Source organism: Geoglobus ahangari, assembly GCF_001006045.1.
GTDB lineage: Archaea > Halobacteriota > Archaeoglobi > Archaeoglobales > Archaeoglobaceae > Geoglobus > Geoglobus ahangari.
The window spans coordinates 1,698,734-1,720,788 of the sequence record NZ_CP011267.1 but is presented as its reverse complement, the minus strand read 5'-3'; the positions used below and the strand labels follow the sequence as shown (position 1 = coordinate 1,720,788).

Sequence of the window (22,055 nt, the reverse complement as noted above, 5' to 3'; positions counted from 1 at the left end):
CCCAATATTATCTCTGTTTTTTCTATTATAAATATTTTGCCACAAATTTATTTTATTCATGCTTAAATAAATACCACGTGCTATACAATTTTTAACGTATTTTTTATAAAATGCATGAAGAACAATACACAACCTCACAATGAGGCAACAGAAAAGTATTATATTGCCCGCGCTCATTTTTTCAAGAGGAAGAATAAAAAGAGGAAAGGTGTGCTCACCATGAGGTTCTTCGCAATAGGTTTCGGTCAGGCGGGAGGAAAGATACTCGATCTGTTCATGGAGAACGAGAAGCTCAGAGGGTCAAACACCCTGAAGGCTCTTGCCGTAAACACGGCGAGGACAGATCTGATGGGGCTGAAGCACATACCGCCCAAGAACAGGATACTGATAGGCCAGACGATCGTCAAGGGGCATGGAGTCGGGACGGACAACAAGCTCGGAGCAAAGATCGCTCAGGAGGAGATAGAGACGGTGCTGAACGCCATAGATGAGATGGGAACTCACGAGATAGATGCGTTCCTCATCATTGCTGGGCTCGGTGGCGGAACCGGAAGTGGTGGCTCTCCTGTTCTCGCCAAGTATCTCTCTGAGATGTATTCCGAGCCCGTTTACGCTGTTGGCGTCCTCCCCGCACCGGAGGAGGGCAAGCTTTACTCTCTGAATGCTGCAAGGAGCATGATCACCCTCCTCAAGTACGTAGACAACCTCATACTGGTGGACAACGGAGCCTGGAAGTTTGAGGGCATGAGCCTGAGGGAGAGCTACGCGAAGATAAACGAGGAGATCGTGAGGAGGCTGGCAATTCTTGCGAGGGCTGGCGAGCCCGTTGAGGAGGGGCTGGTAGGAGAGATGGTGGTCGACAGCTCTGAGGTTATAAACACCCTCAGGGGAGGGGGGATCTCGTCTATCGGCTACGCCACTCTGCCAATTCAGGAAAAGAAGAAGGGTGGAGGTCTGTTCGGGTTCCTGAAGAAGAAGGAGGAGCAGGTTGTCACCGCAGAGGAGGACAGGTCGACGAGGATCTCAAGCCTCGTCAGAAAGGCCGCGCTTGGAAGGCTGACGATCCCCTGCAACATTGGGAGTGCGGAGAGGGCCCTCGTTCTCGTCGCCGGGCCGCCGGAGTATCTGGACAGGAAGGGCCTTGAGAAGGCCAAGCTGTGGCTTGAGGAGCAGATAGCCGGAGTCGAGGTGAGGGCCGGAGACTACCCGACGAGGAGGACGAAGCACATAGCGGCGCTTGTGGTTCTCGCCAACGTCACCGACATTCCGAGGGTCAAGCAGCTGCAGAAGCTTGCCGCCGAGGCGAAGGAGGAGGTCGAGATTGCCGAAAAAGAGAGGATAGAAAAGACGATCTCTCTCTTCGAGGAGGAGGATCTGGAGCCGCTATTTTAGCTCCATAACCTTTTTTACCGCGTAGGGTATCTTTTCCGCGACGTCAAGTGCTGTAAAGTTGTACCCCTTCTCCTCCAAGCACATGTCCCCTGCGAGTCCTGTTATGAACGCCGCTGCGCATGCCGCATGGAACGGATCGTCGCATATGGCGAAGAGCGCTCCGGCAACCCCTGCGAGCACGTCTCCCGTCCCTCCAACCGTCATTCCTGCATTGCCCGTGTCGTTGTACTTCACCCTCCTGCCGTCGCTCACGATGTCTCTCTTGCCCTTCAGCAGCACGGCACCATCAATGCTATTCGCAGCCACAAGCACGCTCTCCTCGCTCGCCTCATAGCCAAACACCCTTTCGAACTCCTGCCTGTGCGGTGTCAGGATCGATCTGCAGTGTGGGGTGGCTGTCAGACCACCCGCATCAAGAACGATCTTCTCAACACCCTTTGAGATCTCCTCCGCCACATCGCCCTTATCAACCGTTCCCATGCCGAATACAACAACGTCGTGCTTTCTGGCGAGCTCTGTAATCTCTTCAACGTTCTTCTCGGTGATCTCATCCCCTCTGAGCTTTCTCGGGATGATCTCTGGTGAGAAGGAGCTAACCTGCGGATAAACGCTCTCAGGAACCGCCAGCGTGACAATGTCTGCCCCTGCCTTGTATGTCGAGTAGGCTGCCAGGAATGGTGCGCCAACGTACGGGTACCCCCCAACAACCAGCACTTTCCCGTGGCTCCCCTTGTGACCGTCCTCGAACCTTCTGTAGGCGAGCCTGAAGTCCCCGGGGCCTGCAAGTTTCTCGAACTCCTCCGGGATGCCTATGTCCGCAACAACAACCTCTCCAGCAATTTCCGGGCTTCTGCTGAGGCCCGGCTTGGGGCGGTGGAATGTCACAGTCAGATCTGCCTTAACGGCCTCCCTGTACTCCCCGCTGTCCGCGTTCATCCCACTGGGCACATCTATGGAAACCACAAACGATTCGGATTCGTTGATTGCCCTGACTATGTCGCTGTAGGGTCTCCTCAGCTCTCCACGAAAGCCTGTTCCGAGGAGGCCGTCTATTACTATGTCAGCATAATCGAAATCGTAGTCTTGCCACGGGAACACGCTGAAGCCCGCTTTTACGAGAATGTCGAGGTTCCTCCTTGCAAGCTCGCTTTTCACGTCTCTGGCGAGCACCACATCCACGTCAAATCCCTTGAGGAACCTCACAGCGACGAAACCGTCTCCAGCGTTGTTTCCCGAGCCTGCGAACAGGACGACCTTTCCACCGGAGAACCTCTTCAGAATCTCGTCAGCAACAGCTTTTCCAGCGTTCTCCATCAGCTGGAGCCTTGAGAGGCCGAAGTACTCGCAGTTGAGATCCAGCGCACCCATTTCTCTGGACGTTATCGGCTCCCTCATCGCTGAAAATTCGCGTGGTCTCTATTTATCTTTTTGCATTTGCATGCTACGAATATTCCACCGAAATGTTTAAATATCGAACTGAATAAGTTAGAAACATGGTGGAGTTTGGTGACAACCAGAACAGGATTGGAGTCGCAAAGGGAACCGAGTTTGAGGAGTACAACGAGAGGGAGTTCATGGGCGAGTGCATGGAGGTCGGCCTTTACCTCGCCATGGCCAGACAGGCCGAGAGGGAGGGGTATCCGGAGATAGCCAACGTCCTCGTCAGAATTGCTATGGACGAGGCCTATCACGCCTCAAGGTTTGCCGAGCTGAACGGGAAGATCAAGGAGACCCTCAAGGAGAGCCTCCAGTACATGCTTGAGGGAGAGATGAAGGCGAACGTCCACAAGAGGAAGGTTGCTGTGGAGGCGAAGGAGAAGGGGCTCGACGAGGTCCACGACATCTGGGACGAGGCTTCGAGAGACGAGTACAGACACGCTATGGCCCTCAAGGGGCTGCTGGACAGGTATTTCAAGGAATAGATTTTTAACCATCTCATTTAACTTTTTTTGTGGACTCGATATACCTCCCCCTTCACCACGGCAAGGCTCCCTACTGGCTTCTGAACAAGATGAAGAGGCTTGCAAGGCCCATAGTTCACATTATCATTCAGGAGTTTGGAGAGAGGGAGTTTCTGCGGAGGATGGCAGATCCCATCTTCTTTCAGAGCTTTTCCAACGTCCTCGGATTCGACTGGAACTCCTCTGGATCAACAACAGTCCTGACCGGGGTTCTCAAGAGCGTTCTCAACACGGAGGAGTTCGACATAAGGGTTGCAGGTGGGAAGGGGGAGAACGCGATAAAAACCGTGGAGGACATAGAGCGGTTCTGCGATGAGCTTGGGATTGGTGAGAGGAGGAAAGAGGAGCTGATAAGGGTCAGCAGGCTCTCGGCTAAGATCGACAACGTGGCACTTCAGGACGGATACTCGCTCTACCACCACGCGGTGATCTTCAGCAAAAGGGGCTGGGTGGTGGTCCAGCAGGGAATGAACGAGAGTCTGAGGCTCGCAAGGAGGTACCACCACCTCGGAGAGCTCAGGGTGGAGGAGCCACACTCCGGAATAATCACCCAGAGGTTTGAGAGCAGCGTTATGGACCTGACGTCGAGGCACAGCAGGGAGGCGAGGAGGGCGATGCTTGATGTGGTCAACGACGGCACGTACAGGTTCGACTACTCAAGGCTGCTGTCCATGGTTCCACACCGAGAGAGCGTCGTGCCCAAGAGGGTTGACTGGAAGGCCCTCGAGAAGGCCTACAACCTCCAGCCGTCCAGCTTCGAGGACTTGCTGCTGGTCAGGGGGCTCGGCAGGGCTGCGGTGAGGGCGCTGGCTCTGATTGCCGAGCTGATTTACGATGCGGAGTACAGCAAGAAGGACCCTGCGAAGTTCTCGTTCGCTCTCGGGGGAAAGGACGGCGTGCCGTTCCCCGTGAACCCGAGGGTTTACGAGCAGGTCATAGAGTTCATGGAGGCTGCTATAAGGCAGGCCGAGCTTAGCGACTTCGAAAGGAAGGCAATGCTCGAGAGGCTCGCTAAAACCTCACCCTCCCGTAGTAGTAGCCAGTGACCGTGAACACCTCGAACTCCCAAAGCCTGTCGAAGACGAAGCCCGGAGGCTTTTCGAGGTTCACAGCTGTGGAGGAGCACATCTCATTGAAGGCTGGCATCACTATGCACCTGAACCCCTCACCCTCGTGCACCATCCACGCCCTCTCCTTGATCCCTCCGACAACGTCCGGGATCAGGACTGCTGGATGCGCGTGCGCGACAACGAGCACTTTACTACCCCACACGTCGCAGTACTCCCTGTGGCCGTGGAGAATTGTAACCTTCCCCTCAGAAAAGCAGTCCATGACCTCGTGAACCTCATCCAGAAGACCATCGTGATTCCCCCTCACAAGCACAAGCTCGGAAACCTGATCCTCGATCTCCTCAATAAACCTCTCGACAGACTTCAGCTCGCTCCTCCCGAGCCTGTGCTTCAGGTCTCCGTTTATAACAAGCCTCTCCGCACCGCTTTTGAAGTACGCGTCGAGTATCCTGTCGAGCAGCGAGAAGTCCGGGAATCCCAGTATTCCGAGGTGGATGTCCGAGATTATGAGCGTCCTGCCAATTTTTAGAGCCCCAGTCTCGGAGAACCTCATCTTCCCAGAATTTCCCTCTCGACCTCTGGAATGTACTCCTTCAGGTCCACACCCATCTCGAGGCCGTACAGAAGAGCCACAACCTCCACATCCAGCACGTTTCCGAGCTCCATCTGCTTTCGGTTCACCTCTCTTATGATCTCGGCCTTCTCCTTCCCCGTGGTCTCGGAAATCTCGTCAACGATCCTGTCGAAAATCGTCTCGTCATGAAAGATTCTGTTAACGTCGGGCTTGAAGTCTGGTGGGATCGTGACCTCACCAATGTCGAATGCCGGCTCTAGCTCCCCGTTCCTCTCCCTGAGCAGACCCCTCTTCTCCGCGAGCTCGACCACCTTCTTGCTGGTCTCGTGGGAGAAGTACTTCAGGTCGAAGGATAGGGTGTAGGTTATCTCCTTCCTGTCCATCGTCTTCTTGCCCTTCGCCCTGAACGCAGACGCTATGGTTTCCTTCAGCATTGCACAAACCTCGGCTCTGTGGAAAATAACAGTTACGATGGCTTTATAAATAACGCCGGAAACTCTGGAACATGTTCACACTCAGGGTTGAGAGAGTCGTCCGCCACAGCGAGAGAATCTCGACCTTGTACTTCTCAAAGCCGATCCTCGCATACCCCGGTCAGTTCATCATGCTGAACGTGTTCGGCTACGAGGAGATTCCGCTGAGCCTCTCCTCTCCGAGGTCCGTGACTGTAAAGGCAGTTGGAGAGACCACCGAAAAGATCGTCAGCTTCGAGGGTGGAGAGGTCGTTGGTGTCAGGGGGCCGTTCGGCAACCCGTTCTCCCCAACTTCTGGAAGGGCGCTCATAATTGCGGGTGGAATTGGCGTAGCCCCGCTTGCCTTTCTGCACGACTTTCTTAAGAGGTGCGGTGCAGAGATCAGGGTGGTTTACGGGGTGAAAAACTCGGACGAGCTCGCTCTCGTTGAGAGGTTCGATAACGTGCAGATCGCAACCGAAGATGGGAGCGCCGGTGTCAGGGGCACGGTCTTGGATCTGCTGGAGGACATGGAATTAAACGAATACGACAAAATTTACGCCTGCGGACCTGAAGGGATGGTCAGAGCCCTTCTCGGATTTTTGAAAGAGAGAGGTGCGGTTGAAAGGGCAGAGCTCTCTCTCGAGCGGTACATGAGGTGCGGGATTGGTGTTTGCGGGTCATGCGTGATCGAGAACGGGCTGAGAGTGTGTGCTGACGGGCCAGTGTTTTCTGGAAAACAGCTCGTGTAAAAATCAGAAGAGGATGTCGAGGGGTGGCTTTTTCAGGATCCCTCTCTCCTCTGCCATCTCGAAGAGCCTGTTCATGGCCTCCACAACACTCTCCGGCATCCTGTATGTGTACTCGTTCACGTACATCATCGCAAACCTCTTGGTGGTTTCGAAGTCCATGCCCCTCGCATACCTCATCGCATACCTCGTTGCCTCATCTGGGTTTCTGATGGCGTAATCTATGCTCTCCCTCATGGCCCTCAGAAACTCAACCTGCACGTCCTCCGGCACGCTCCTCGAGATCACGTTCACGCCGAGAGGCATTGGAAGGCCAGTTCTCTCGTGCCACCACTCCCAGAGGTCGAGAACCTTCTCAAGCCCGTGCTCCCTGTATGTGAGCTGCCCCTCGTGTATCAGCAGACCCGCGTCCACATCTCCGTCCTTAACCGCCTGCATTATCCTGTCGAACCTCATCTCAACGAGCTCAAAACTGTCGAGGGCGAGCTTCAGGTAGAGCGCAGCAGAAGTGTACCTTCCCGGTATCGCGATCCTCTTTCCCTCAAGATCGATCTCTTCCCTCGCAACGACTATCGGCCCGTATCCATCCCCAACGCTCGCCCCTGCGGACAGAATTCTGTACCTGTCGCTGAGGTAGGCGTAAGCGTGAACGGAGAGAGCGGTGACCTCGAGATCGCCCTGAAAAGCGCGCCTGTTCAGGTTCTCTATGTCCTCAATTATGTGCTCAACCTCAAAGCCCAACTTGATTTTACCCTCCACCATCGCGTAGAACATGAAGGCATCGTCTGCATCCGGTGTGTGAGCCACCCTGAGCTTCATGGGGCGTAGGATGCATGGTGGCTTTATTAGGTTATCCGTTGTGCCTCCCTATGACCTTCATCTCCTCACTGACCTTGAAGTAGTCCATTCCCGGCTTTATCTCCGGAATTATGCTCTGGATTATGTGGAACTCGTAGATCTCCTCTCCAAACCCGAAGTACTCCTCCTGCTTTTTCAGCACTATAGCCACGTCGAAGAGGCTGGATATCATGGCAACCTCCCTTTCAGTGTAGCTTCTGTAATTCGTGAAGGCGTAGACCTGCGTTCCGTTGTTGAGGCTCTCGAGTATGTCGAACAGGATGGCTATGTACTCGTCCGACACGATCTTTAGGTGTGATCTTCCGAGTACGACGAGCGTCCCGCTGAGCTCGCTGACGTGGCTGTAGAGATCCTCGACCTGATCGTATCTGAAGATTACGTCGGCATCTCCCCGTCCGTCCCTGTTTATGAGGATGGTCTTTGCTGCTGACAGGTCAATGTCTGAGAGCTTCGACAGGAGCTTCAGCTGTCTGTACGAGTTGTTTGAGAACAGGAGGAGGTTAACGTTCTCCCTGCCCTCCATAATCTTTTTGAAGAATGCGATGGCTGGATATATGTTCTCGTAGAATATCACGGTTCTGCAGCCGTACTTCTCAATGTCCCTGATCATCTGAGACACTACGAGGTTGGCCATGTTTAATCAGTGGGTTTATGCTATTATAAATTTTATTCGCTGTTAATCCTGATTTTGTGTAAGGATTTTCGAACAATCTGACACCAAAACATTTATTTACATCGAACGCCATATAAAAACACGGGGGTGCCTCATTTAGTGCGTTTTGCATCGATCCCGCCGCCACCGATAGTTTTGTTGGCACCCCCCACTAAAAATTTGTTAGCGAATTGAACAGCTCTTATGGTTTGTTTCTGCCGTCTTTCTCTGCGTTGGATCCTCTTTTTCTCGTTTTTCGAACTCCATTCCCAGCCTATGCAGGTGCATATGTAGGTAGATTTGTACGTGTTATATCAAATACCAACCGACTTGCAAAAAATGGTTTTATTTGTTCCCGATAAACAATGGAGTGCCAAAGGAGGTGTTGTGCGGTGGTACGGAAGAAGGGGTTTAAAAAGGACGAGAAGGGTGCGATAGGAATTGAAATACTGATAGTCTTCATCGCCATCGTGCTGGTGGCGGCAGTGAGCGCTGCAGTGCTGATACAGACAGTCGGCTTCCTGCAGCAGAAGGCCATGGCCACCGGAAGGCAGACGACCCAAGAGGTTGCGAGCGGTATTAAGGTTGTGAAGGTGCTCGGACATGTGGACAGTCCGAGAAGCGCTAGCGGTACTGTCGACCTTCTCGCGATATATGTGGAGGTCAACACTGGTGGGCAGGAGATAGACCTCAACGCCACCAAGATTACACTCTACGACGGTAGCAAGACCGTTACGTTCAAGCAGAACACCGCGGCGTTCACAGATGGAACCTCTGGAATCTCAGACACGTTTGACACGACTCAGGCTGCATGGGCCAACCTTTCCGCATCCACAGACTTCGGTATAATCGTGCTGCAGGACGAGGACGGCTCGATCACCTCTGGTAGCTACCCGGTGATCAACGCGGGAGACAAGGTGATACTCACGATCAACGTCAGCTCTGCCTTCGGTGGATGGGCTCCGAGAACCTCCGTCTCTGGAGAGGTCAGGCCTGAGTTCGGTGCTCCGGGTATAATCGAGTTCACCACACCTGCAGCATACACTGAGTCGGTCGTTGAGCTCCAGTAATCGCAGCGCCCTTTCTCCAATATTTTTTGAGGTGATTTTTATGGGGTTTAATTTATTAAAAAAGCTAAAAAAGGAGAAAGAGGAGGAGGTGGTCGAAGAGCAGGTGGAAGAGGAAGAGGTTGTTGAAGAAGAGGTTAGCGAACCTCAGGCTCAGGAATCGCAGGACGACGACATGATAATGAAGATCAACGAGAGGCTGAGCGACATCGAGAACAGACTGCCGAGAATGGACATCTCGATGAGCAACCTGAAGAAGGAGATAGATGGGCTGAGAGATGAGATGAAGAAGATCGAGGAGTCAATGAAGGATATGATGGCTCTGTACGAGGTCGTCTCAGCCCAGATCAATCCGTTCGTTGGAAGCTCAAAAGCGACAAAGCTCAGCTTTGAGAGGATAGATGAGCTCGAGAAAAAGATCGAGGAGTTCGAGGAGCTGATCCTCGACCTCCAGATGGACATCAGGATGATCTACAGGAGCGCTGTGAACCTGAAGGAGGTTGTGAATGAGGTCCTGTATGAGGGGGTGATCAGCTTTGAGTGATGACATCAGGAAGGTCATCTATCTTGACGAGATCCAGGGTGGAGGTGGAGGCGAAGAGGAGAGCGACCAGCAGGAGCAGAGGAAGGAGGAAAAGAGCAAGTACCTCAGCGAGTCAGAGCTCAAGAACAAGCTCGAAAGCTACAAGGGGAGGATACCCGCAGTCGTTATCAGGGATCTCTACGAGCTTCTGAAGGGCAGGAGGGTCACGGAGGAGCAGGTCGAGAAGATCGTGCAGAACGTCGAAAAGAAGCTACGCGACAGGATCGACATTGATGTGGCAGACCTGTACAGCAAGATAGACCGGCTGGAGAAGCTTCTGGAAAAGTTGTCCAAATCTGGGCCTGTGCCGTCACACCAGGAAGCTCAGGTTCCGGACGTGTCACCAGCGCCTGAGGTCGAGGAGGTTGGCGGAGAGGTTCAGAGCGCTGATGTTGCCAAGGTTGAGGCTGAGGAGAGGGGGTTTGAAGACCTTGTAAGATCTGGTGGAGGCGAAAGTGTGGAGCAGGAAGAGAGAGGTAGGGGTTTCGGGTTTGGAGTGCCTGACATAAGACCACCGGCTCAGGCTCTCTCGCTGTCGAGGGAGCGGGCTCAGGCAGATCAGGTTTATCTCGACAGAATTCCGTCCAACACGAGGTCGATGATGTTTCTGCTGAAGTGGATCGAGTACATGATTGAGAGGGTCGGCTACAGCGGGCTTGAGGATGTGCTGGACTACTACGTGGACATAGGGTGGATTTCCGAGAGCATGATGTTCGACATTCTGAGGTATGCGAAGGGCATAAGGCTCTACCACGAGAGTTCGGACTGGAGGCCTGTGGGGTACATGAACGTTCAGGATCACATAATGTCCCTGCTCTTCATAGAGGCGCTGAAGACGGGCAGGATGAACAAGGAGATACTGCACGAGGTCGAGAGGCAGATATACAGGATAAAGAAGGGGGTAAGTGAGATAAATGGGCTTTAGCACCACCGCTGCATTCACAATAATTTTTGTGTTCAGTCTGGCGGTGTTCGGCCTCGTGTACAGCATAGCGAGCGACACGGCGAAAACCTACGTGAGCGAGCTCAGGGAGAAGAAGGACAGGATCGAAGCATCCTCCAACACCCGCATGGAGTTTCTGAGCGTGAGTGCGACAAATGCGACAGCGACGAGCCACAACCTCACCGTGGTTCTGAAGAACACGGGCACAACAACCCTGAACCTCGAGAACTTCGACCTGATAGTTGACGGGATAAAGTACGGCTTTGACTACAACAGGAGCAAGCTGTACCCCGAGACTGCGGTCGAGATAAACGCTTACTTCCTTCCCGGTGGAAATGGGACATCTCACAGGCTGAAGGTTGTGGCGGACAATGGATACGCGCTGTATACAACCTACGTGGTGACCTGAGATGGGATTCGGTGAGGTTGCCACACACCTGATCATCTTCATAACAGCGGTGATCATCGCCTCATCAGCATCAGCGGTGATGTTCATCACAGTCCAGAAGATCGCAATAGAGGCGAACGAGCAGGGGGAGAACCTCAAGAAGCTCGTGGGCACCGACTTCGAGATAATAAACGACCCTGTTAATGTTGTGTACAACTCAACGCTTGGAGCGTACATAATCTACCTGAAAAACACGGGGACTGAGGAGCTTTACACAACCAACAAGACCCTCACAGTCATGCTGAACGGAACAGTTGTGGACTTCACCTCGGACAAGGTCTCGATAAAGCCCGGAGAGACCGCGACGCTGTACGTCTACACCCCCCAGCTCAGCGGAGATGTGAGGCTCAGTGTGATATCGGATGTTGGTGTGAAGAAGACGTTCGAGTTCCAGGGGTGATCGGCAGTGGTATCCTTCTACTCAGTCCAGATCCAGAACGATGAGTTCCACAAGAAAATCGGAGGGGGGATCCCGAAGGGAACCCTTGGAGTCATAATCGGAGAGAGCGGGAGCGGAAAGAGCATAGTGTGTCAGAGGATGGTCTACGGCCTGCTCAAGAACGATGTTACCGTAACGTACCTCTCCACCCAGTTCACGACCGTCGATTTTGTGAAGCAGATGTCCAGTGTTGGTTATTCTGTGGAGAAGGAAATTATAGCTGGAAAGCTGAAGTTTTTTCCCGTTTATCCGCTGATAAGCCTGCCCAGAAAGAGGCAGGATTACGTTAACAGGCTGATCTCCGCAAAACACGTTTTTGATGCGGAGGTAATAATCATCGATTCACTCTCATCCCTTGTAAAATTCGACATCAACCCCGAATCGGCCATAGATCTTGTCGCATTTCTCAAGAGGATTTCCGCCACCGGAAGGTCGGTTATAGCCACCGCAGTTCCTGGGGAGATCGACGAAAGCGCCATGTTGGAGCTCGAAACCGCTTCAACATTCCTTGCCGAGTGCTCCCTGAAGAAGTTTGGCTCGGACGTGAAGAACATGATGACCATCAAGAAGTACAACCTCGCTCCGGGGCAGTACCAGAAGCAGATAGCCTTCAGGGTGGAGCCGAAGATAGGGCTTGTGGTCGAGATAGCAGCGGTGGCGTGATATGAAGGCAATAGTCAGCGACAGGCTGGACGTTGCCCTGAAGAGGAACCCTCACCTGAAGAGGTATCTGGACAGTTTCAGAAAGAGGGAGGGCACGATTCCCAACTTCGTCGTCCAGCTCTCGAGGGAGATGAAGTCCCTCCCGAGGCCGAACATAATCTACCCTGTAGGCGATCCCGTTTTCATTCACATCTACACCGACAGAGAGGGGAAGAAGCACTACATAGCAATAGAGCCGAGGCTGAGGAGGGAAGAGGAAGACAAGTTCAATGCGGTTCTCGACGCGATGCTCGAGCTCGCGCCATATGAGCCACCACCTGAGAGCGACGAGGAGATGGAGAGGCTGATAGACAAGCTCTTCGATCAGGTGGTGGAGGTTACCAGCGTGCGGAAGGACTACAAGAAGAGGAGCCGCTTCTCGCTGTCTTTCTCAAAAATCCCTCTCACGAGGGAGGAGGCCTACAACTTTCGCTACCTGATAAAGAGGGAGGTCGTTGGAACCGGGCCTTTGGAGCCACTAATCAGGGATCCGTACATCGAGGACATTCACGTAATTGGCCCGAAAAACACCCACATCGTCCACAAGATCTTCGACATGATGCCAACGAACATAGACTTCGGCGACGATCTGAAGATGGCGGAGTTCCTGAAGAACCTCGGAGAGAGGATGGGCAGGCCGGTCAGCGAGAAGGAGCCGATTGTCGATGGCTCCCTGCCAGACGGGAGCAGAATCAACATAATCTACTCCACAGACGTCAGCCTCAAGGGTCCGTCATTCACAATCAGGAAGTTCACAGCAGTGCCGATAAGCATCACCCAGCTCATCAACTGGGGAACCCTGAGCGCCGAGGTTGCAGCCTACCTCTGGCTCTGCCTGGAGTACGGGATGAGCATATGGGTCAGCGGTGAGACTGCGAGCGGAAAAACAACCACACTCAACGCCATGATCCCCTTCATCAAGCCCGACTCGAAGATTTACACTGCCGAGGACACTCCGGAGGTTCAGGTACCCCACGCGGTCTGGCAGCAGCTCAACACGAGGGAGAGGGGCGAGGCAGGAAAGGTGGATCTGTTCGACCTGCTGAGGGCTGCGCTGAGAAGCAGGCCCAACTACATCATAGTCGGAGAGATCAGAGGAAAGGAGGGTTCCATCGCGTTTCAGGCCATGCAGACCGGTCACCCTGTCCTCGCAACATTCCACGCTGGGAGTGTCAAGAAGCTCATACAGAGGCTGACGGGAGACCCGATCAACGTGCCGATAACCTTCATCGACAACCTCAACGTCGCACTCATCCAGCAGGCAGTGTACAGGAAGGGGCAGTTCCTGAGAAGGTGCCTCGTCGTTGAGGAGATTGAGGGGTACTATGAGGAGATCGGAGGGGTTGTGACGAGGTCGGTCTTTGAATGGGACAGCGTGAATGACGAGCATATCTTCAGGGGGCTTTACAACAGCTACATTCTGGAGAACAAGATCGCCCAGACTGCCGGCTATGAGGATCCAAGGGAGATCTACAACGAGCTCGAGCTGAGGGCGAGGATACTGAGCAGGATGGTTGAGGAGAAGATATTCGATTACTACGAGGTTGTTAGGATAATCTGGAACTTCTACAAGAAGGGAATAGAGGGGTTGCCTTTCAGGCTGTGATGGGCATGAACGTCAGACACCTTGGCATAAACGTGGAGAGGTACCTGAAGTTCATTCTGCTTCCATCCCTACTCGGTGCTCTCGTCCTGTTCTTCCTCATCTACTTCGTCCTCTACTCATCCCTCGAGTTTCTTGGAATGTTCAGGCTTCTCGTGCTGTTCGTTCCGCTCTTCCTCCTGCTCCCAGCCCTGCTCTACATCAAGATGGTCGAGGTGAGGATGAAGAACGAGATCGACAGCAACATACACTTCTACATAACCCACATGGGCGCCCTCTCCACTTCAGAAATCGACAGGAAGGAGCTCATGAAGATTCTCTCTGAGAGGAAGGAGTACAAGGCTCTGGCCGAGGAAACGAGAAAAATATTCCTGCTGATGGATAAGTGGAGGAGAAATCTCGCTCAGGCGTGTAGGTTCATAGCCAAGAGAACCCCGAGCAAGATATTCTCGGACTTCCTCGACAGGATGGCTCACGAGCTTGACAGCGGTGAGGACTTCAAGGAGTTCATCAAGAGGGAGCAGAAGGTTGTCATGGAGGATTTCGTAACCCTCTACAACGGCAAGATGTACAGCATAGACATCTTCAAGGAGATATACGTCTCGATAATTCTCTCTCTGAGCTTCTTTGCGGCATTTGCGATAATAATGCCTTTCCTCACGGGGATAAGCATAAAGTTCACCCTATACCTCATCATGATATTCTTCTTCATCGCCGAGATAGGAGTCATGATCTATCTGAAAGCGGTGGTGCCCGAAGACCCGCTCTGGCAGACCTCTGGAGAGTACACGATCGTCGACAGGAGGCTTTACAGACTGTTTGCCGTATCCATGGTTCTGTTCCTGATTGTCTTCACCGCCCTGCTCTTCGCCAACTACGTTTACGGCCTGATAAACCTGCCATTCATGTTCATAGTCGCCATCTCCATACTTCCGCTGCTCATTCCCGGATACGCGGCCAAGAAGGAGGAGAAGCTGATAATGGAGAAGGACAGAAACGCGCCGTCCTTCATAATGAGCCTCGGCGCGTCAGCATCTGCGAGAGGTGGCAACATACTCGAGAGCCTGAAGTACCTCACTACTCACGACTTCGGGGCGCTTACCGAGGACATCAGGGCACTCTACAGGAGACTGAACTCGAGGATAAACAAGCGGAGGGCATGGGAGAAGTTTGCGATCTCAACCAACAGCAACCTGATATACCGCTTCACTGACATGTTCGTCGAGGCGATCTCCCTCGGTGCGGAGCCAATAGATGTGGCTGAGATAGTCGCCGAGAATTTCATAACGATCAACAACCTGAGGAAGAGGAGGGCCCAGACGACCGGCTCATTCATCGGAATTGCCTACGGAGTCATAATCGGGATATCCTTTGCCCTCTACATATCATTCGGTGTTGTACAGTCCATGAACTCTCTGTACTCCTCTCTTGACATCCCGACCGAGATGATAGGCAACATCCTTCACATAGTTCCTCAGGAGGATCTCCACTTCGTCTCCAACCTTATCACACTTCTGATGCTCCTCCACGCGATCCTCTCAACCTTTGCGATCAAGATAATGGATGGCGGCAGGTTCATGGCCGGTCTCGTCCACACGGTCGGAATGATGTGGGTTGCGGCAATAAGCGGGTACATCAGCCAGCTTGCCATCACGTCGCTGCTGAACATCGGCGGAATTTGAGTTACATGTAGTATATGTTCTATATTTCGTAAAAGATATTATTTTTTCTTTCCTGTTATTTGTCATAATAATTAGGATAAGATTTTTGTATTGTGACTATTATAGTGATGATGGAGGGGTGAAAATGATCTCGTCGCCGCACATTCTGACAATAGATCCTCACATTCTCAGAAGCATAAACAAGAGCGTACTGAGACGGAAGGTCCTCTTTTACCTCTACAACATATATCCCAACTACGATTACCTCGCGAACATTTCCCGCATGATTCGAAGCGACCCGTCCAACGTTCTGGGCTGCATAAGGGGGATGGGGAACAGGTACAACGGATCGAGTTCGTTAATAGAGCTCGGACTCGTGGAGGTGGTCGAGAAGGAAGGTTTTAAATACTATCGAATTACTGATTTAGGAAGGAAGGTCGTGGAGTACGTCAAGAAGGTTTACGGAGAGGTCTGAATGATACAGATCCAGAAGAACACGCTGGACAAGTTCATGGACTTCTTTTATGGTTACTTAATATTAAAATCGTACATATTCAAGCTCAGGCTTCTCGAGGAGTATCCCAACAGGGATTACCTCGAGAAGTGGGAGTCATACCTCTCCGATGTCGATTTTGGCACCCTCCTTGAGAACGCATGCAGCTACATGAAGGAGGAGGTGGACGGCAGGATACTTGACATAGCCGACGCTATGGAGAGAGCCTCCTACTACGCCCTGATCCACCCCCAGCACCCAAACATAACCCTTGGATTCGTCAAGGACGCAGATCTGTGGAACCTCTGGCTCGAGTACGGGATATACAGGTACGCAAGGGAGCTCATTCTCGAGGTGGCGGACATAGGTGCCGGTGACAAGGTGGTCGACCTCGGGTGTGGCAGCGCATCCCCGGCTTTTTACTCCGAGGCCGTGGGAAGCTCCGGGTACTACGTGGGAGTAGACTACTCAAAGCCACTGCTGAAAATTGCGGAGAAAAACTGCGAGGAGAGGGGGCTGAAGGACAGGGTGAGGCTCAATCAGGGTTATGCCGACTCGAAGATGGACTTCAGCAGGAAGTATGACGTCGTGATCCTTTCGAGCATTCTGGAGTACAGCGACCCGAAGTCCGTCCTCAGGAACGCCATCAACGCAGTCGGGTCGTCGGGGCGGATTGTGGTGTTCTCTGAGCTGTTCACAGACCTACAGCCAGAGAGGGTGAGGCTCTTCGACCTCTACTACTCCCTGATACCGAACTTCAGGGGCTTCCTGAGCGTCGGGGAGATCACGCTGGAACTCGACAGGCTCGGTGTCCTGTACACCGTCAAAGGGTACGGGAACCACGTGATGGTCATCGAGGTTGGGGAGTGACCGTTCTTTAAAAAAGTTTAAATACCGCCCTCCATCATGCGTTTTCAGGTGATAGCTATGGCAGAGGAGGCAGTAGTGTTTGTGGGTTCAAAGCCGGTTATGAACTACGTGCTCGCGACTCTGACCCAGCTGAACGAGGGTGCGAGCAAGGTCGTCATCAAGGCGAGGGGCAAGGCGATCAGCAGGGCTGTCGACGTGGCAGAGATCGTCAGGAACAGGTTCATGCCGAACGTCAAGGTTGAGAGCATAAAGATCGACACTGAGGAGCTCGAGAGCGAGCAGGGAAGGATCGTAAACGTCTCCACAATTGAGATTGAGCTCGTTAAGGAGTAATCCAATTATTTTCTCTCTTCTCTTCTGAAGGCCCAATCAGTTTTGAATCAATCTGGCTGTACATGTTGTCATTCTGTTTTTGAAAAAAGATATATCGCAACTTTTTTAAAGCGTGTTACTGATGTGCCTAATCGTTATTAAAAAATAACAAGGAGGTGTGGAAACACATGCACATTCCAGACGGGTACCTTGACATGAGCATCGCTGTGCTGATGTGGGTTCTAACTGCCGCCGTTCTCGGCTACTCCCTGGAAAGGCTGTCCCAGGAGAAGGTAAACACCGCAATGCTCGGTGTTGTTGCCGCAGCCATATTCGCCGCTCAGATGCTGAACTGGCCCATTCCCGGAGGCACATCGGCTCACTTCGTAGGCGGTGCGCTTGCCGGAATCCTTCTCGGCCCGTATGCTGGAAGCGTAGCGATGGCGTCAGTTCTTGTGGTTCAGGCCCTGATATATGGAGACGGAGGACTCATTGCACTTGGTGCGAACCTATGGAATATGGCTGTCGTTAACGTGTTTGTGGGCTGGTATGCCTACAAGGCTCTTGAGAGGGTCAACAGGTTCGCGGCCGCGTTTGTAGCAGGATGGCTCGGCATAACGCTTGCAGCAATGTTTGCAGGTCTTGAGATTGGACTCTCAACGGCGTTCAAGTACAACGCAGTAGTTGCAGTCTCAGCGATGGGCTTCTGGCACGGAATCCTCGGGCTGATTGAGGGACTCATCACTGCCGGAGTTGTCAGCTACGTCTACTCCCACAGACCTGAGCTTGAGGTCAGCGAGGTCAGCAAGAAGCCCCTTGTTGCGATAGCGCTGATGATCCTCCTCTCGCCGGTCTTCGCATATCTTGCGGAGCTTGTTCACTACGCAGAACCTCTCGAGAACGTGGCTGAGGAGATGGGGCTGCACGACACCCAGACGTACACGGGCATATTTCCAGACTACACGATTCCGGGCCTCAACGACTACCTCGGCACCCTGATCTCCGGGGCGATAGGGGTGGCAATCTTTTTGTCCGTAGCGATGATGAGAAGACATGCACCTACTAATTGAGAAGACCATCAAAGAGGCTACCGAGTACTTTCACAATTTTTTCATTCACGAGTACACAAAGAACACCTACCTGCACTCCGTCGATCCTGCGGTGAAGCTCATCGGCACGCTCGTGTTCATACTCCTCTCGATAACGACCTTCAATCCGGAGAGGGTTCTGCTCACCGTTCTTGCAGTCTACTTCCTCGCTTTCAACGTGGGGATCAGCCTCAGGCTGCTCGTGAAGAGGAGCTCCCTTTTTACCATATTCTCGTTCATAATCGTGCTCCCCGTCTCCATATACGAGAGAAATCTGGAGTACGCGCTCATATTCCCGCTCAGGGTTTTCTCGTCCATATCCGCGCTTCAGCTCTTCATACTGACCACCAAGTTCAACGAGGCGATGTACGCGCTGAAGAGACTGAGGGTGCCGAAGATAATGCTGGACATCGTATGGCTGACCTACAGGTACACAGTGGTGATGTTCAGAGACCTGCTGGACATAATGCTCGCGAGAGAGGCGAGGAGGATGAGGAAGGGCAGCCACCTCGAGATGTTCAGGGTTGGTGGGAAGTCGCTGGGCCTCTTCTTCCTGAGGAGCTTTGAGAAGGCAGAAATGATAGAGCTGGCCATGGCGTCGAGGGGAAGGGAGGTCGTGTATTCGGGTAGCTATGACAGGGGTTACTTTTATCTTGTCTACGTTCTGGCAATAACCGGATGGTGGGTGATGCTTTGATCTCCGGGAAGAACATCTCCTACACCTATCCAGACGGAACCCTCGGGTTCAGCACGCTCAGCTTGGAAATCAGCAGGGGAGAGAAGGTGGCCCTCCTCGGCCCCAATGGCTGCGGTAAATCAACGCTCATGCTCGTCCTCTCCGGGCTGCTGAAGCCAACAACTGGGACTGTTCTGATTGATGGGCAGAGAGTTGAGGACGTAATAGACACGATCCGCAGGAGGGTGGGGTTCGTCTTTCAGGATCCGGACATATTCCTGTTCAACCCCACGGTTGAGGATGAGCTGAAATACGCTCTCCTGCAGCTCGGGTATAGTCAGAGGGGGATCGAGGAGAGGGTCAGCAGGTATGCGAGAGAGTTTGGGCTTGAGAGCGTGCTGAAGAAGCCCCCCTTCAGGCTCAGCGGAGGGGAGAAGAAGAGGGTGGAGATCGCGAGCGTCCTGATCTACGAGCCCGAGATCCTCTTTCTCGACGAGCCAACAGCCAACGTGGATGGGAAGACGAGGAGGAAGGTGATAGAGATTCTGAGGGAGTATGAGGGGACGATGGTGCTCTCAACACACGAGATGGACATCGCCGAAAAGCTCGCCGACAGGGTTGTGGTAATGAGCCTCGAGAAGAAAATCGTCTATGACGGGGGCAAGGAGGTTCTCGAGGACAGGTCATTTCTGGAGGAAGTAGGGGTGCTCTGACTTCATGAACTCCCGCAGGAATGACGTGGCGAAGCACCCCTTGGGTAGGAAGAACTCGAAGACAACTCTGCTCTCCACAACATCGTGCCTGAACTCTTCAAAGCTGAACGGTATCTCAGCGGTTCTGTAGCTGCCCCTTGAGGAGAACTCAGGATAATCGCCCTTGAACATCTGAAGCTCCACGCCCTCCTGATCGAGAATCTCCTTCAGCACTTTTCCGCTCCACCCTGAGAGTTCGGTCTCGTATCCGGGGAGAGGCAGTGCGAGGTACGCATAGCCCTTCCCTGCCAGAAATCTGATTCGCCTGATGTTGAACTCGCTCACCTTTGAGAACTCCTCGGAGCTCACAACATGCTTGCCCTTCACAGCCCTGAAGTCGGAGTGGTCGTTTACGTCTATCTCCCTCAGAGTCCCGAACTCCTCGATTCTTCTGGACAGCAGGAGGTTGAAGAGGTAGGACTGGTAGGCGTGGATGAACATGAGCTTGAGAGTTTTTGGAAGCGATAGCAATGCCTGAAGCTCGGTTTTCCCCTCCCTCAGCTTCTGCAGGAGTGTCCTCTCGTATATGAGGTGCTTTGGAAGCTCTCTTAGTCCGAGGACTGGGTCTCTCTCGCTCCACAGCTCTTCCCTGATCTTCGAGACCTCCTCGTCCTCGAGCTCTGAGGGCTTTGCCACGTACGTCCAGAAAGCTTCGCTGTAGTCCTTCAGGACTATCAGCTTCCCCACCTCGTGAGTTATCAGCCTGAGCGTCCCGAACCTCTGGAGGCCGAAGAAGTTTGGAATGCCCTTCTCCCTGAGCTCGTCCGCGATTCCCTCAATCCTATCCGGGTGCTCCGCATCCTCCACCACCACGGTAAACCTGTTCCCGATCAGGTCTCCGAGGTCGATCCTCCTGTTTGTCCACCCGAGAACCTCGATCTCAGCGTCCTTCAGCCTGACCTCCTCAAGCCTCTTCAGAATCTTCTCATCAGCGTTCGAGATGGTGAAGTGCTGGATCGTCACGGCTCTCTTGTCCTTGGTTCCCGCAAAGCCGATCCTCTTCCTGCTTATCTCCAGCAGGTTGGACAGCACCCTCGCGAAATTGAGGGTGTCCCAGTTCCTCTTCCTGACCCTTATGACGAGGTTTCTGCCAGAATCAGAAAGCCTGATGTCCAGTACCTCCTCTACCCTGAAGTCCTCGTCCCTCTCCTTTATCCTTCCACCAATCCCGGGGGTTGAGGTTATGTACCTCCCTATGCCGACCTTTCTCTCAATCTCCGCCAAAGAAGGCGTCAAGCGTGAGATCTTTACCCTTTCTTGCATGCTTACCCTTCCTCTGCCTGTCCTCCTTATCCTCCCTCTTTTCGGGCTCTTCCTCTTCAGTCTCCTTTACCGCTTCCCCTTCTTTCTCCTCTTCAGTCCTCGGCTCTTCCGCCTCTTCAAACCCAGAGAGGAAGCTCTCATCCTCAATTCTGTGGAGCCTGTGCTTCTCTATGAAGTCGTGCAGCTCCTTGGCCCTCTCCTTTCCAACCAGAAACTCGAGCTCCTCTTGGGAGAGGGTGTAGAACGCGGCTATCTCAGCTGCCTTCTCTACCTCGAGAGAGGAGAGCAGGTTCTTCAGATAGGGGAGAAACTCTATGGCCTTCCTCGAGGACATGTGGGAGTACTTGCCCACCTTCTTCAGCACCCTCCTGTAGATCTCCCTCCTGCTCCTTGCATACGCGAGCTTCTGCCAGAGCGATGGGGGTCGGTATCTGGTGAACCCCCTGACGGGCTCGGACTTGACCTGCTGCACCCCGGTGGTCATGAGGTACGTGGCGTACTTCCAGAGCCTGTAGAACTGCCTCCTCCTGACTCTCCCGAGGAAAACGTCCGCGTCGGACAGAACTCTGTAGGCTGCATAGAGCGTCTCGTCCCTGTACTCGAGGGGCAGGTTCTCGTCCACCCACATTATCAGGTCGTCCGGGCTCTCGTCGAGGAGCATCGCGTCGCCGTGAGCGGGAATCTTGGTCTTGAAGATCTTCTGCATGACCTTGAAGACGTCCGTCTCCTGAGTCCTCTTGCCCACAACCACGTCCTCCGGCCTTATGACATCCTTGCCCTCAGCGATTGCCTGCAGGTCGTTTATCGCCGCCCTCAGATCTCCTCCAGCGTTCTCGGCTATCAGCTTTAGCACCTCTCTGTCGCACCTTATGCCCTCACTCTGGCAGATCCTCTCCAGAACCTTCACTATCTGGTTCTTGTTCAGCCTCTTGAAGGTGATCATGATTGTGTTCTTCCTGAGCTCCGATGACAGGTTGTACGGCTCGTTGGCTATCAGGATCATGGGCTGGGGAGGCTTTTTCTTGATTATCTTCAGAAGCGCAGACTCTCCGCCCACATCCTCCTTTTTGTGGATGTTGTCCACCTCATCGAGGATTATGAGCTTCAGCTTCCCCTCACGCGACGTGAGGAACTCCCCCTCGTCGCTTATCGTCTCGTTGAAGGCCCCTTCGCCGACGATTCTGTAGATGATGTTCCAGCTCCTCTGGTCGCTTGCATTCAGCTCCACAACCTCCCAGCCCATCGTGTTTGCCAGAGCTATCGCGAGGGACGTTTTGCCCACTCCTGGAGGGCCTGCGAGCAGCAACGGCTTCTGCCTCACCCCCTTCTTCCAGCCCTCCGCCCACGTCAGAACGTTCTGTATTATCGTCTTGTCGGCCACAACATCCTTGATCGTCTTCGGCCTGTACTTCTCGACCCACAGCATTCAGGCATTCCTTTCTCTTAG

General features: G+C 53.2%; 25 protein-coding genes. 18 read left to right on the top strand and 7 right to left on the bottom strand.

Annotation, left to right across the window (positions count from 1 at the left end; translation table 11 throughout):
• Positions 1–219 precede the first annotated feature (219 nt).
• Positions 220–1,392: a tubulin/FtsZ family protein gene (locus GAH_RS09940; RefSeq protein ID WP_048096892.1), complete on the top strand. Its 1,173-nt coding sequence runs from the start codon at positions 220–222 to the stop codon at positions 1,390–1,392.
• Here the strand turns inward: GAH_RS09940 and GAH_RS09935 are convergent.
• Positions 1,384–2,787: a bifunctional ADP-dependent NAD(P)H-hydrate dehydratase/NAD(P)H-hydrate epimerase gene (locus tag GAH_RS09935; RefSeq protein ID WP_048096502.1), complete on the bottom strand. Its 1,404-nt coding sequence runs from the start codon at positions 2,785–2,787 to the stop codon at positions 1,384–1,386. The genes GAH_RS09940 and GAH_RS09935 overlap by 9 nt on opposite strands.
• A 98-nt stretch (positions 2,788–2,885) precedes the next feature.
• On the opposite strand from GAH_RS09935, the gene GAH_RS09930 reads away from it, so the two are divergent.
• Positions 2,886–3,314, top strand: coding sequence for a ferritin-like domain-containing protein (locus GAH_RS09930; RefSeq protein ID WP_048096501.1), 429 nt, complete (start codon positions 2,886–2,888; stop codon positions 3,312–3,314).
• Positions 3,315–3,343: 29 nt separating this feature from the next.
• Complete coding sequence (locus GAH_RS09925; RefSeq protein ID WP_048096500.1) at positions 3,344–4,399, top strand: DUF763 domain-containing protein; 1,056 nt, start codon at positions 3,344–3,346, stop codon at positions 4,397–4,399.
• Here GAH_RS09925 and GAH_RS10490 read toward each other — a convergent pair.
• Together GAH_RS10490 and GAH_RS09915 are read right to left on the bottom strand one after the other, a co-directional pair.
• Positions 4,365–4,976, bottom strand: coding sequence for a metallophosphoesterase (locus GAH_RS10490; protein WP_052747849.1), 612 nt, complete (start codon positions 4,974–4,976; stop codon positions 4,365–4,367). The genes GAH_RS09925 and GAH_RS10490 overlap by 35 nt on opposite strands.
• Entirely contained in the window at positions 4,973–5,431 is a 459-nt protein-coding gene (locus GAH_RS09915; protein ID WP_048096498.1) for a DUF2240 family protein, read from the bottom strand. Before GAH_RS09915 ends, GAH_RS10490 begins: the two co-directional genes overlap by 4 nt.
• A gap of 71 nt (positions 5,432–5,502) precedes the next feature.
• Between GAH_RS09915 and GAH_RS09910 the strand changes: the two genes are divergently transcribed.
• The gene (locus GAH_RS09910; RefSeq protein WP_048096497.1) at positions 5,503–6,201 is read left to right on the top strand and encodes a dihydroorotate dehydrogenase electron transfer subunit; all 699 of its coding nucleotides are present in this window, start codon (positions 5,503–5,505) and stop codon (positions 6,199–6,201) included.
• A 3-nt stretch (positions 6,202–6,204) separates the two neighbouring features.
• On the opposite strand, the gene GAH_RS09905 is transcribed toward GAH_RS09910, so the two are convergent.
• The gene (locus GAH_RS09905; RefSeq protein WP_048096495.1) at positions 6,205–7,017 is read right to left on the bottom strand and encodes a menaquinone biosynthesis family protein; all 813 of its coding nucleotides are present in this window, start codon (positions 7,015–7,017) and stop codon (positions 6,205–6,207) included.
• A gap of 31 nt (positions 7,018–7,048) precedes the next feature.
• On the bottom strand, positions 7,049–7,690 hold the full coding sequence (locus GAH_RS09900) for a hypothetical protein (RefSeq protein WP_048096493.1): 642 nt from the start codon (positions 7,688–7,690) through the stop codon (positions 7,049–7,051).
• A gap of 410 nt (positions 7,691–8,100) precedes the next feature.
• Between GAH_RS09900 and GAH_RS09895 the strand changes: the two genes are divergently transcribed.
• From GAH_RS09895 to GAH_RS09830, 14 genes are all read left to right on the top strand, one after another.
• Entirely contained in the window at positions 8,101–8,778 is a 678-nt protein-coding gene (locus GAH_RS09895; protein WP_245604025.1) for a flagellin, read from the top strand.
• Positions 8,779–8,866: 88 nt separating this feature from the next.
• Complete coding sequence (locus GAH_RS09890; protein WP_169745357.1) at positions 8,867–9,319, top strand: flagella accessory protein C; 453 nt, start codon at positions 8,867–8,869, stop codon at positions 9,317–9,319.
• Positions 9,312–10,283, top strand: a complete 972-nt coding sequence (locus GAH_RS09885; RefSeq protein WP_048096488.1) for a FlaD/FlaE family flagellar protein — start codon at positions 9,312–9,314, stop codon at positions 10,281–10,283. The genes GAH_RS09890 and GAH_RS09885 overlap by 8 nt, the downstream gene beginning before the upstream one ends.
• Complete coding sequence (locus tag GAH_RS09880; RefSeq protein ID WP_048096485.1) at positions 10,273–10,710, top strand: hypothetical protein; 438 nt, start codon at positions 10,273–10,275, stop codon at positions 10,708–10,710. Before GAH_RS09885 ends, GAH_RS09880 begins: the two co-directional genes overlap by 11 nt.
• 1 nt (position 10,711) lies before the next feature.
• Positions 10,712–11,149 (top strand): hypothetical protein, encoded by a 438-nt coding sequence (locus GAH_RS09875; RefSeq protein ID WP_048096484.1) that lies wholly within the window; start codon positions 10,712–10,714, stop codon positions 11,147–11,149.
• A gap of 6 nt (positions 11,150–11,155) precedes the next feature.
• Positions 11,156–11,851, top strand: a complete 696-nt coding sequence (locus GAH_RS09870; protein WP_048096481.1) for an ATPase domain-containing protein — start codon at positions 11,156–11,158, stop codon at positions 11,849–11,851.
• A gap of 1 nt (position 11,852) precedes the next feature.
• Positions 11,853–13,496, top strand: a complete 1,644-nt coding sequence (locus GAH_RS09865) for a type II/IV secretion system ATPase subunit (RefSeq protein ID WP_048096479.1) — start codon at positions 11,853–11,855, stop codon at positions 13,494–13,496.
• Between the two features lie 5 nt (positions 13,497–13,501).
• Positions 13,502–15,175, top strand: a complete 1,674-nt coding sequence (flaJ, locus tag GAH_RS09860) for an archaellar assembly protein FlaJ (RefSeq protein WP_169745356.1) — start codon at positions 13,502–13,504, stop codon at positions 15,173–15,175.
• 124 nt (positions 15,176–15,299) lie between these two features.
• Positions 15,300–15,629 (top strand): helix-turn-helix domain-containing protein, encoded by a 330-nt coding sequence (locus tag GAH_RS09855; RefSeq protein ID WP_048096475.1) that lies wholly within the window; start codon positions 15,300–15,302, stop codon positions 15,627–15,629.
• Positions 15,630–16,517 (top strand): methyltransferase domain-containing protein, encoded by an 888-nt coding sequence (locus GAH_RS10485; protein ID WP_052747847.1) that lies wholly within the window; start codon positions 15,630–15,632, stop codon positions 16,515–16,517.
• A 57-nt stretch (positions 16,518–16,574) separates the two neighbouring features.
• The gene (albA, locus tag GAH_RS09845) at positions 16,575–16,850 is read left to right on the top strand and encodes a DNA-binding protein Alba (protein WP_048096889.1); all 276 of its coding nucleotides are present in this window, start codon (positions 16,575–16,577) and stop codon (positions 16,848–16,850) included.
• 167 nt (positions 16,851–17,017) lie between these two features.
• A complete protein-coding gene (locus GAH_RS09840) occupies positions 17,018–17,899 on the top strand; it encodes an energy-coupling factor ABC transporter permease (RefSeq protein ID WP_048096473.1) in 882 nt (293 codons plus the stop codon).
• Complete coding sequence (cbiQ, locus tag GAH_RS09835) at positions 17,883–18,614, top strand: cobalt ECF transporter T component CbiQ (protein ID WP_048096470.1); 732 nt, start codon at positions 17,883–17,885, stop codon at positions 18,612–18,614. The genes GAH_RS09840 and cbiQ overlap by 17 nt, the downstream gene beginning before the upstream one ends.
• On the top strand, positions 18,596–19,306 hold the full coding sequence (locus GAH_RS09830) for an energy-coupling factor ABC transporter ATP-binding protein (protein WP_048096467.1): 711 nt from the start codon (positions 18,596–18,598) through the stop codon (positions 19,304–19,306). The genes cbiQ and GAH_RS09830 overlap by 19 nt, the downstream gene beginning before the upstream one ends.
• Here the strand turns inward: GAH_RS09830 and truD are convergent.
• Entirely contained in the window at positions 19,277–20,569 is a 1,293-nt protein-coding gene (gene truD, locus GAH_RS09825) for a tRNA pseudouridine(13) synthase TruD (protein WP_245604024.1), read from the bottom strand. The two genes, GAH_RS09830 and truD, sit on opposite strands and share 30 nt — an antisense overlap.
• Positions 20,556–22,034, bottom strand: coding sequence for a replication factor C large subunit (locus GAH_RS09820; RefSeq protein WP_048096462.1), 1,479 nt, complete (start codon positions 22,032–22,034; stop codon positions 20,556–20,558). Before GAH_RS09820 ends, truD begins: the two co-directional genes overlap by 14 nt.
• Positions 22,035–22,055 lie beyond the last annotated feature (21 nt).

What these genes read in the sequence shown, in the direction of transcription:
- GAH_RS09930 (WP_048096501.1), top strand. Translation starts at nt 2,886, where the DNA reads ATGGTGGAGTTTGGTGACAACCAGAACAGGATTGGAGTCGCAAAGGGA.
- GAH_RS09855 (WP_048096475.1), top strand. Translation starts at nt 15,300, where the DNA reads ATGATCTCGTCGCCGCACATTCTGACAATAGATCCTCACATTCTCAGA.
- GAH_RS09900 (WP_048096493.1), bottom strand. Translation starts at nt 7,690, where the DNA reads ATGGCCAACCTCGTAGTGTCTCAGATGATCAGGGACATTGAGAAGTAC.
- GAH_RS09830 (WP_048096467.1), top strand. Translation starts at nt 18,596, where the DNA reads ATGGTGGGTGATGCTTTGATCTCCGGGAAGAACATCTCCTACACCTAT.
- GAH_RS09840 (WP_048096473.1), top strand. Translation starts at nt 17,018, where the DNA reads ATGCACATTCCAGACGGGTACCTTGACATGAGCATCGCTGTGCTGATG.
- GAH_RS09935 (WP_048096502.1), bottom strand. Translation starts at nt 2,787, where the DNA reads ATGAGGGAGCCGATAACGTCCAGAGAAATGGGTGCGCTGGATCTCAAC.
- GAH_RS09875 (WP_048096484.1), top strand. Translation starts at nt 10,712, where the DNA reads ATGGGATTCGGTGAGGTTGCCACACACCTGATCATCTTCATAACAGCG.
- GAH_RS09910 (WP_048096497.1), top strand. Translation starts at nt 5,503, where the DNA reads ATGTTCACACTCAGGGTTGAGAGAGTCGTCCGCCACAGCGAGAGAATC.
- albA (WP_048096889.1), top strand. Translation starts at nt 16,575, where the DNA reads ATGGCAGAGGAGGCAGTAGTGTTTGTGGGTTCAAAGCCGGTTATGAAC.
- GAH_RS10485 (WP_052747847.1), top strand. Translation starts at nt 15,630, where the DNA reads ATGATACAGATCCAGAAGAACACGCTGGACAAGTTCATGGACTTCTTT.
- GAH_RS10490 (WP_052747849.1), bottom strand. Translation starts at nt 4,976, where the DNA reads ATGAGGTTCTCCGAGACTGGGGCTCTAAAAATTGGCAGGACGCTCATA.
- GAH_RS09865 (WP_048096479.1), top strand. Translation starts at nt 11,853, where the DNA reads ATGAAGGCAATAGTCAGCGACAGGCTGGACGTTGCCCTGAAGAGGAAC.
- GAH_RS09820 (WP_048096462.1), bottom strand. Translation starts at nt 22,034, where the DNA reads ATGCTGTGGGTCGAGAAGTACAGGCCGAAGACGATCAAGGATGTTGTG.
- GAH_RS09880 (WP_048096485.1), top strand. Translation starts at nt 10,273, where the DNA reads ATGGGCTTTAGCACCACCGCTGCATTCACAATAATTTTTGTGTTCAGT.
- GAH_RS09915 (WP_048096498.1), bottom strand. Translation starts at nt 5,431, where the DNA reads ATGCTGAAGGAAACCATAGCGTCTGCGTTCAGGGCGAAGGGCAAGAAG.
- cbiQ (WP_048096470.1), top strand. Translation starts at nt 17,883, where the DNA reads ATGCACCTACTAATTGAGAAGACCATCAAAGAGGCTACCGAGTACTTT.
- GAH_RS09905 (WP_048096495.1), bottom strand. Translation starts at nt 7,017, where the DNA reads ATGAAGCTCAGGGTGGCTCACACACCGGATGCAGACGATGCCTTCATG.
- GAH_RS09940 (WP_048096892.1), top strand. Translation starts at nt 220, where the DNA reads ATGAGGTTCTTCGCAATAGGTTTCGGTCAGGCGGGAGGAAAGATACTC.
- flaJ (WP_169745356.1), top strand. Translation starts at nt 13,502, where the DNA reads ATGAACGTCAGACACCTTGGCATAAACGTGGAGAGGTACCTGAAGTTC.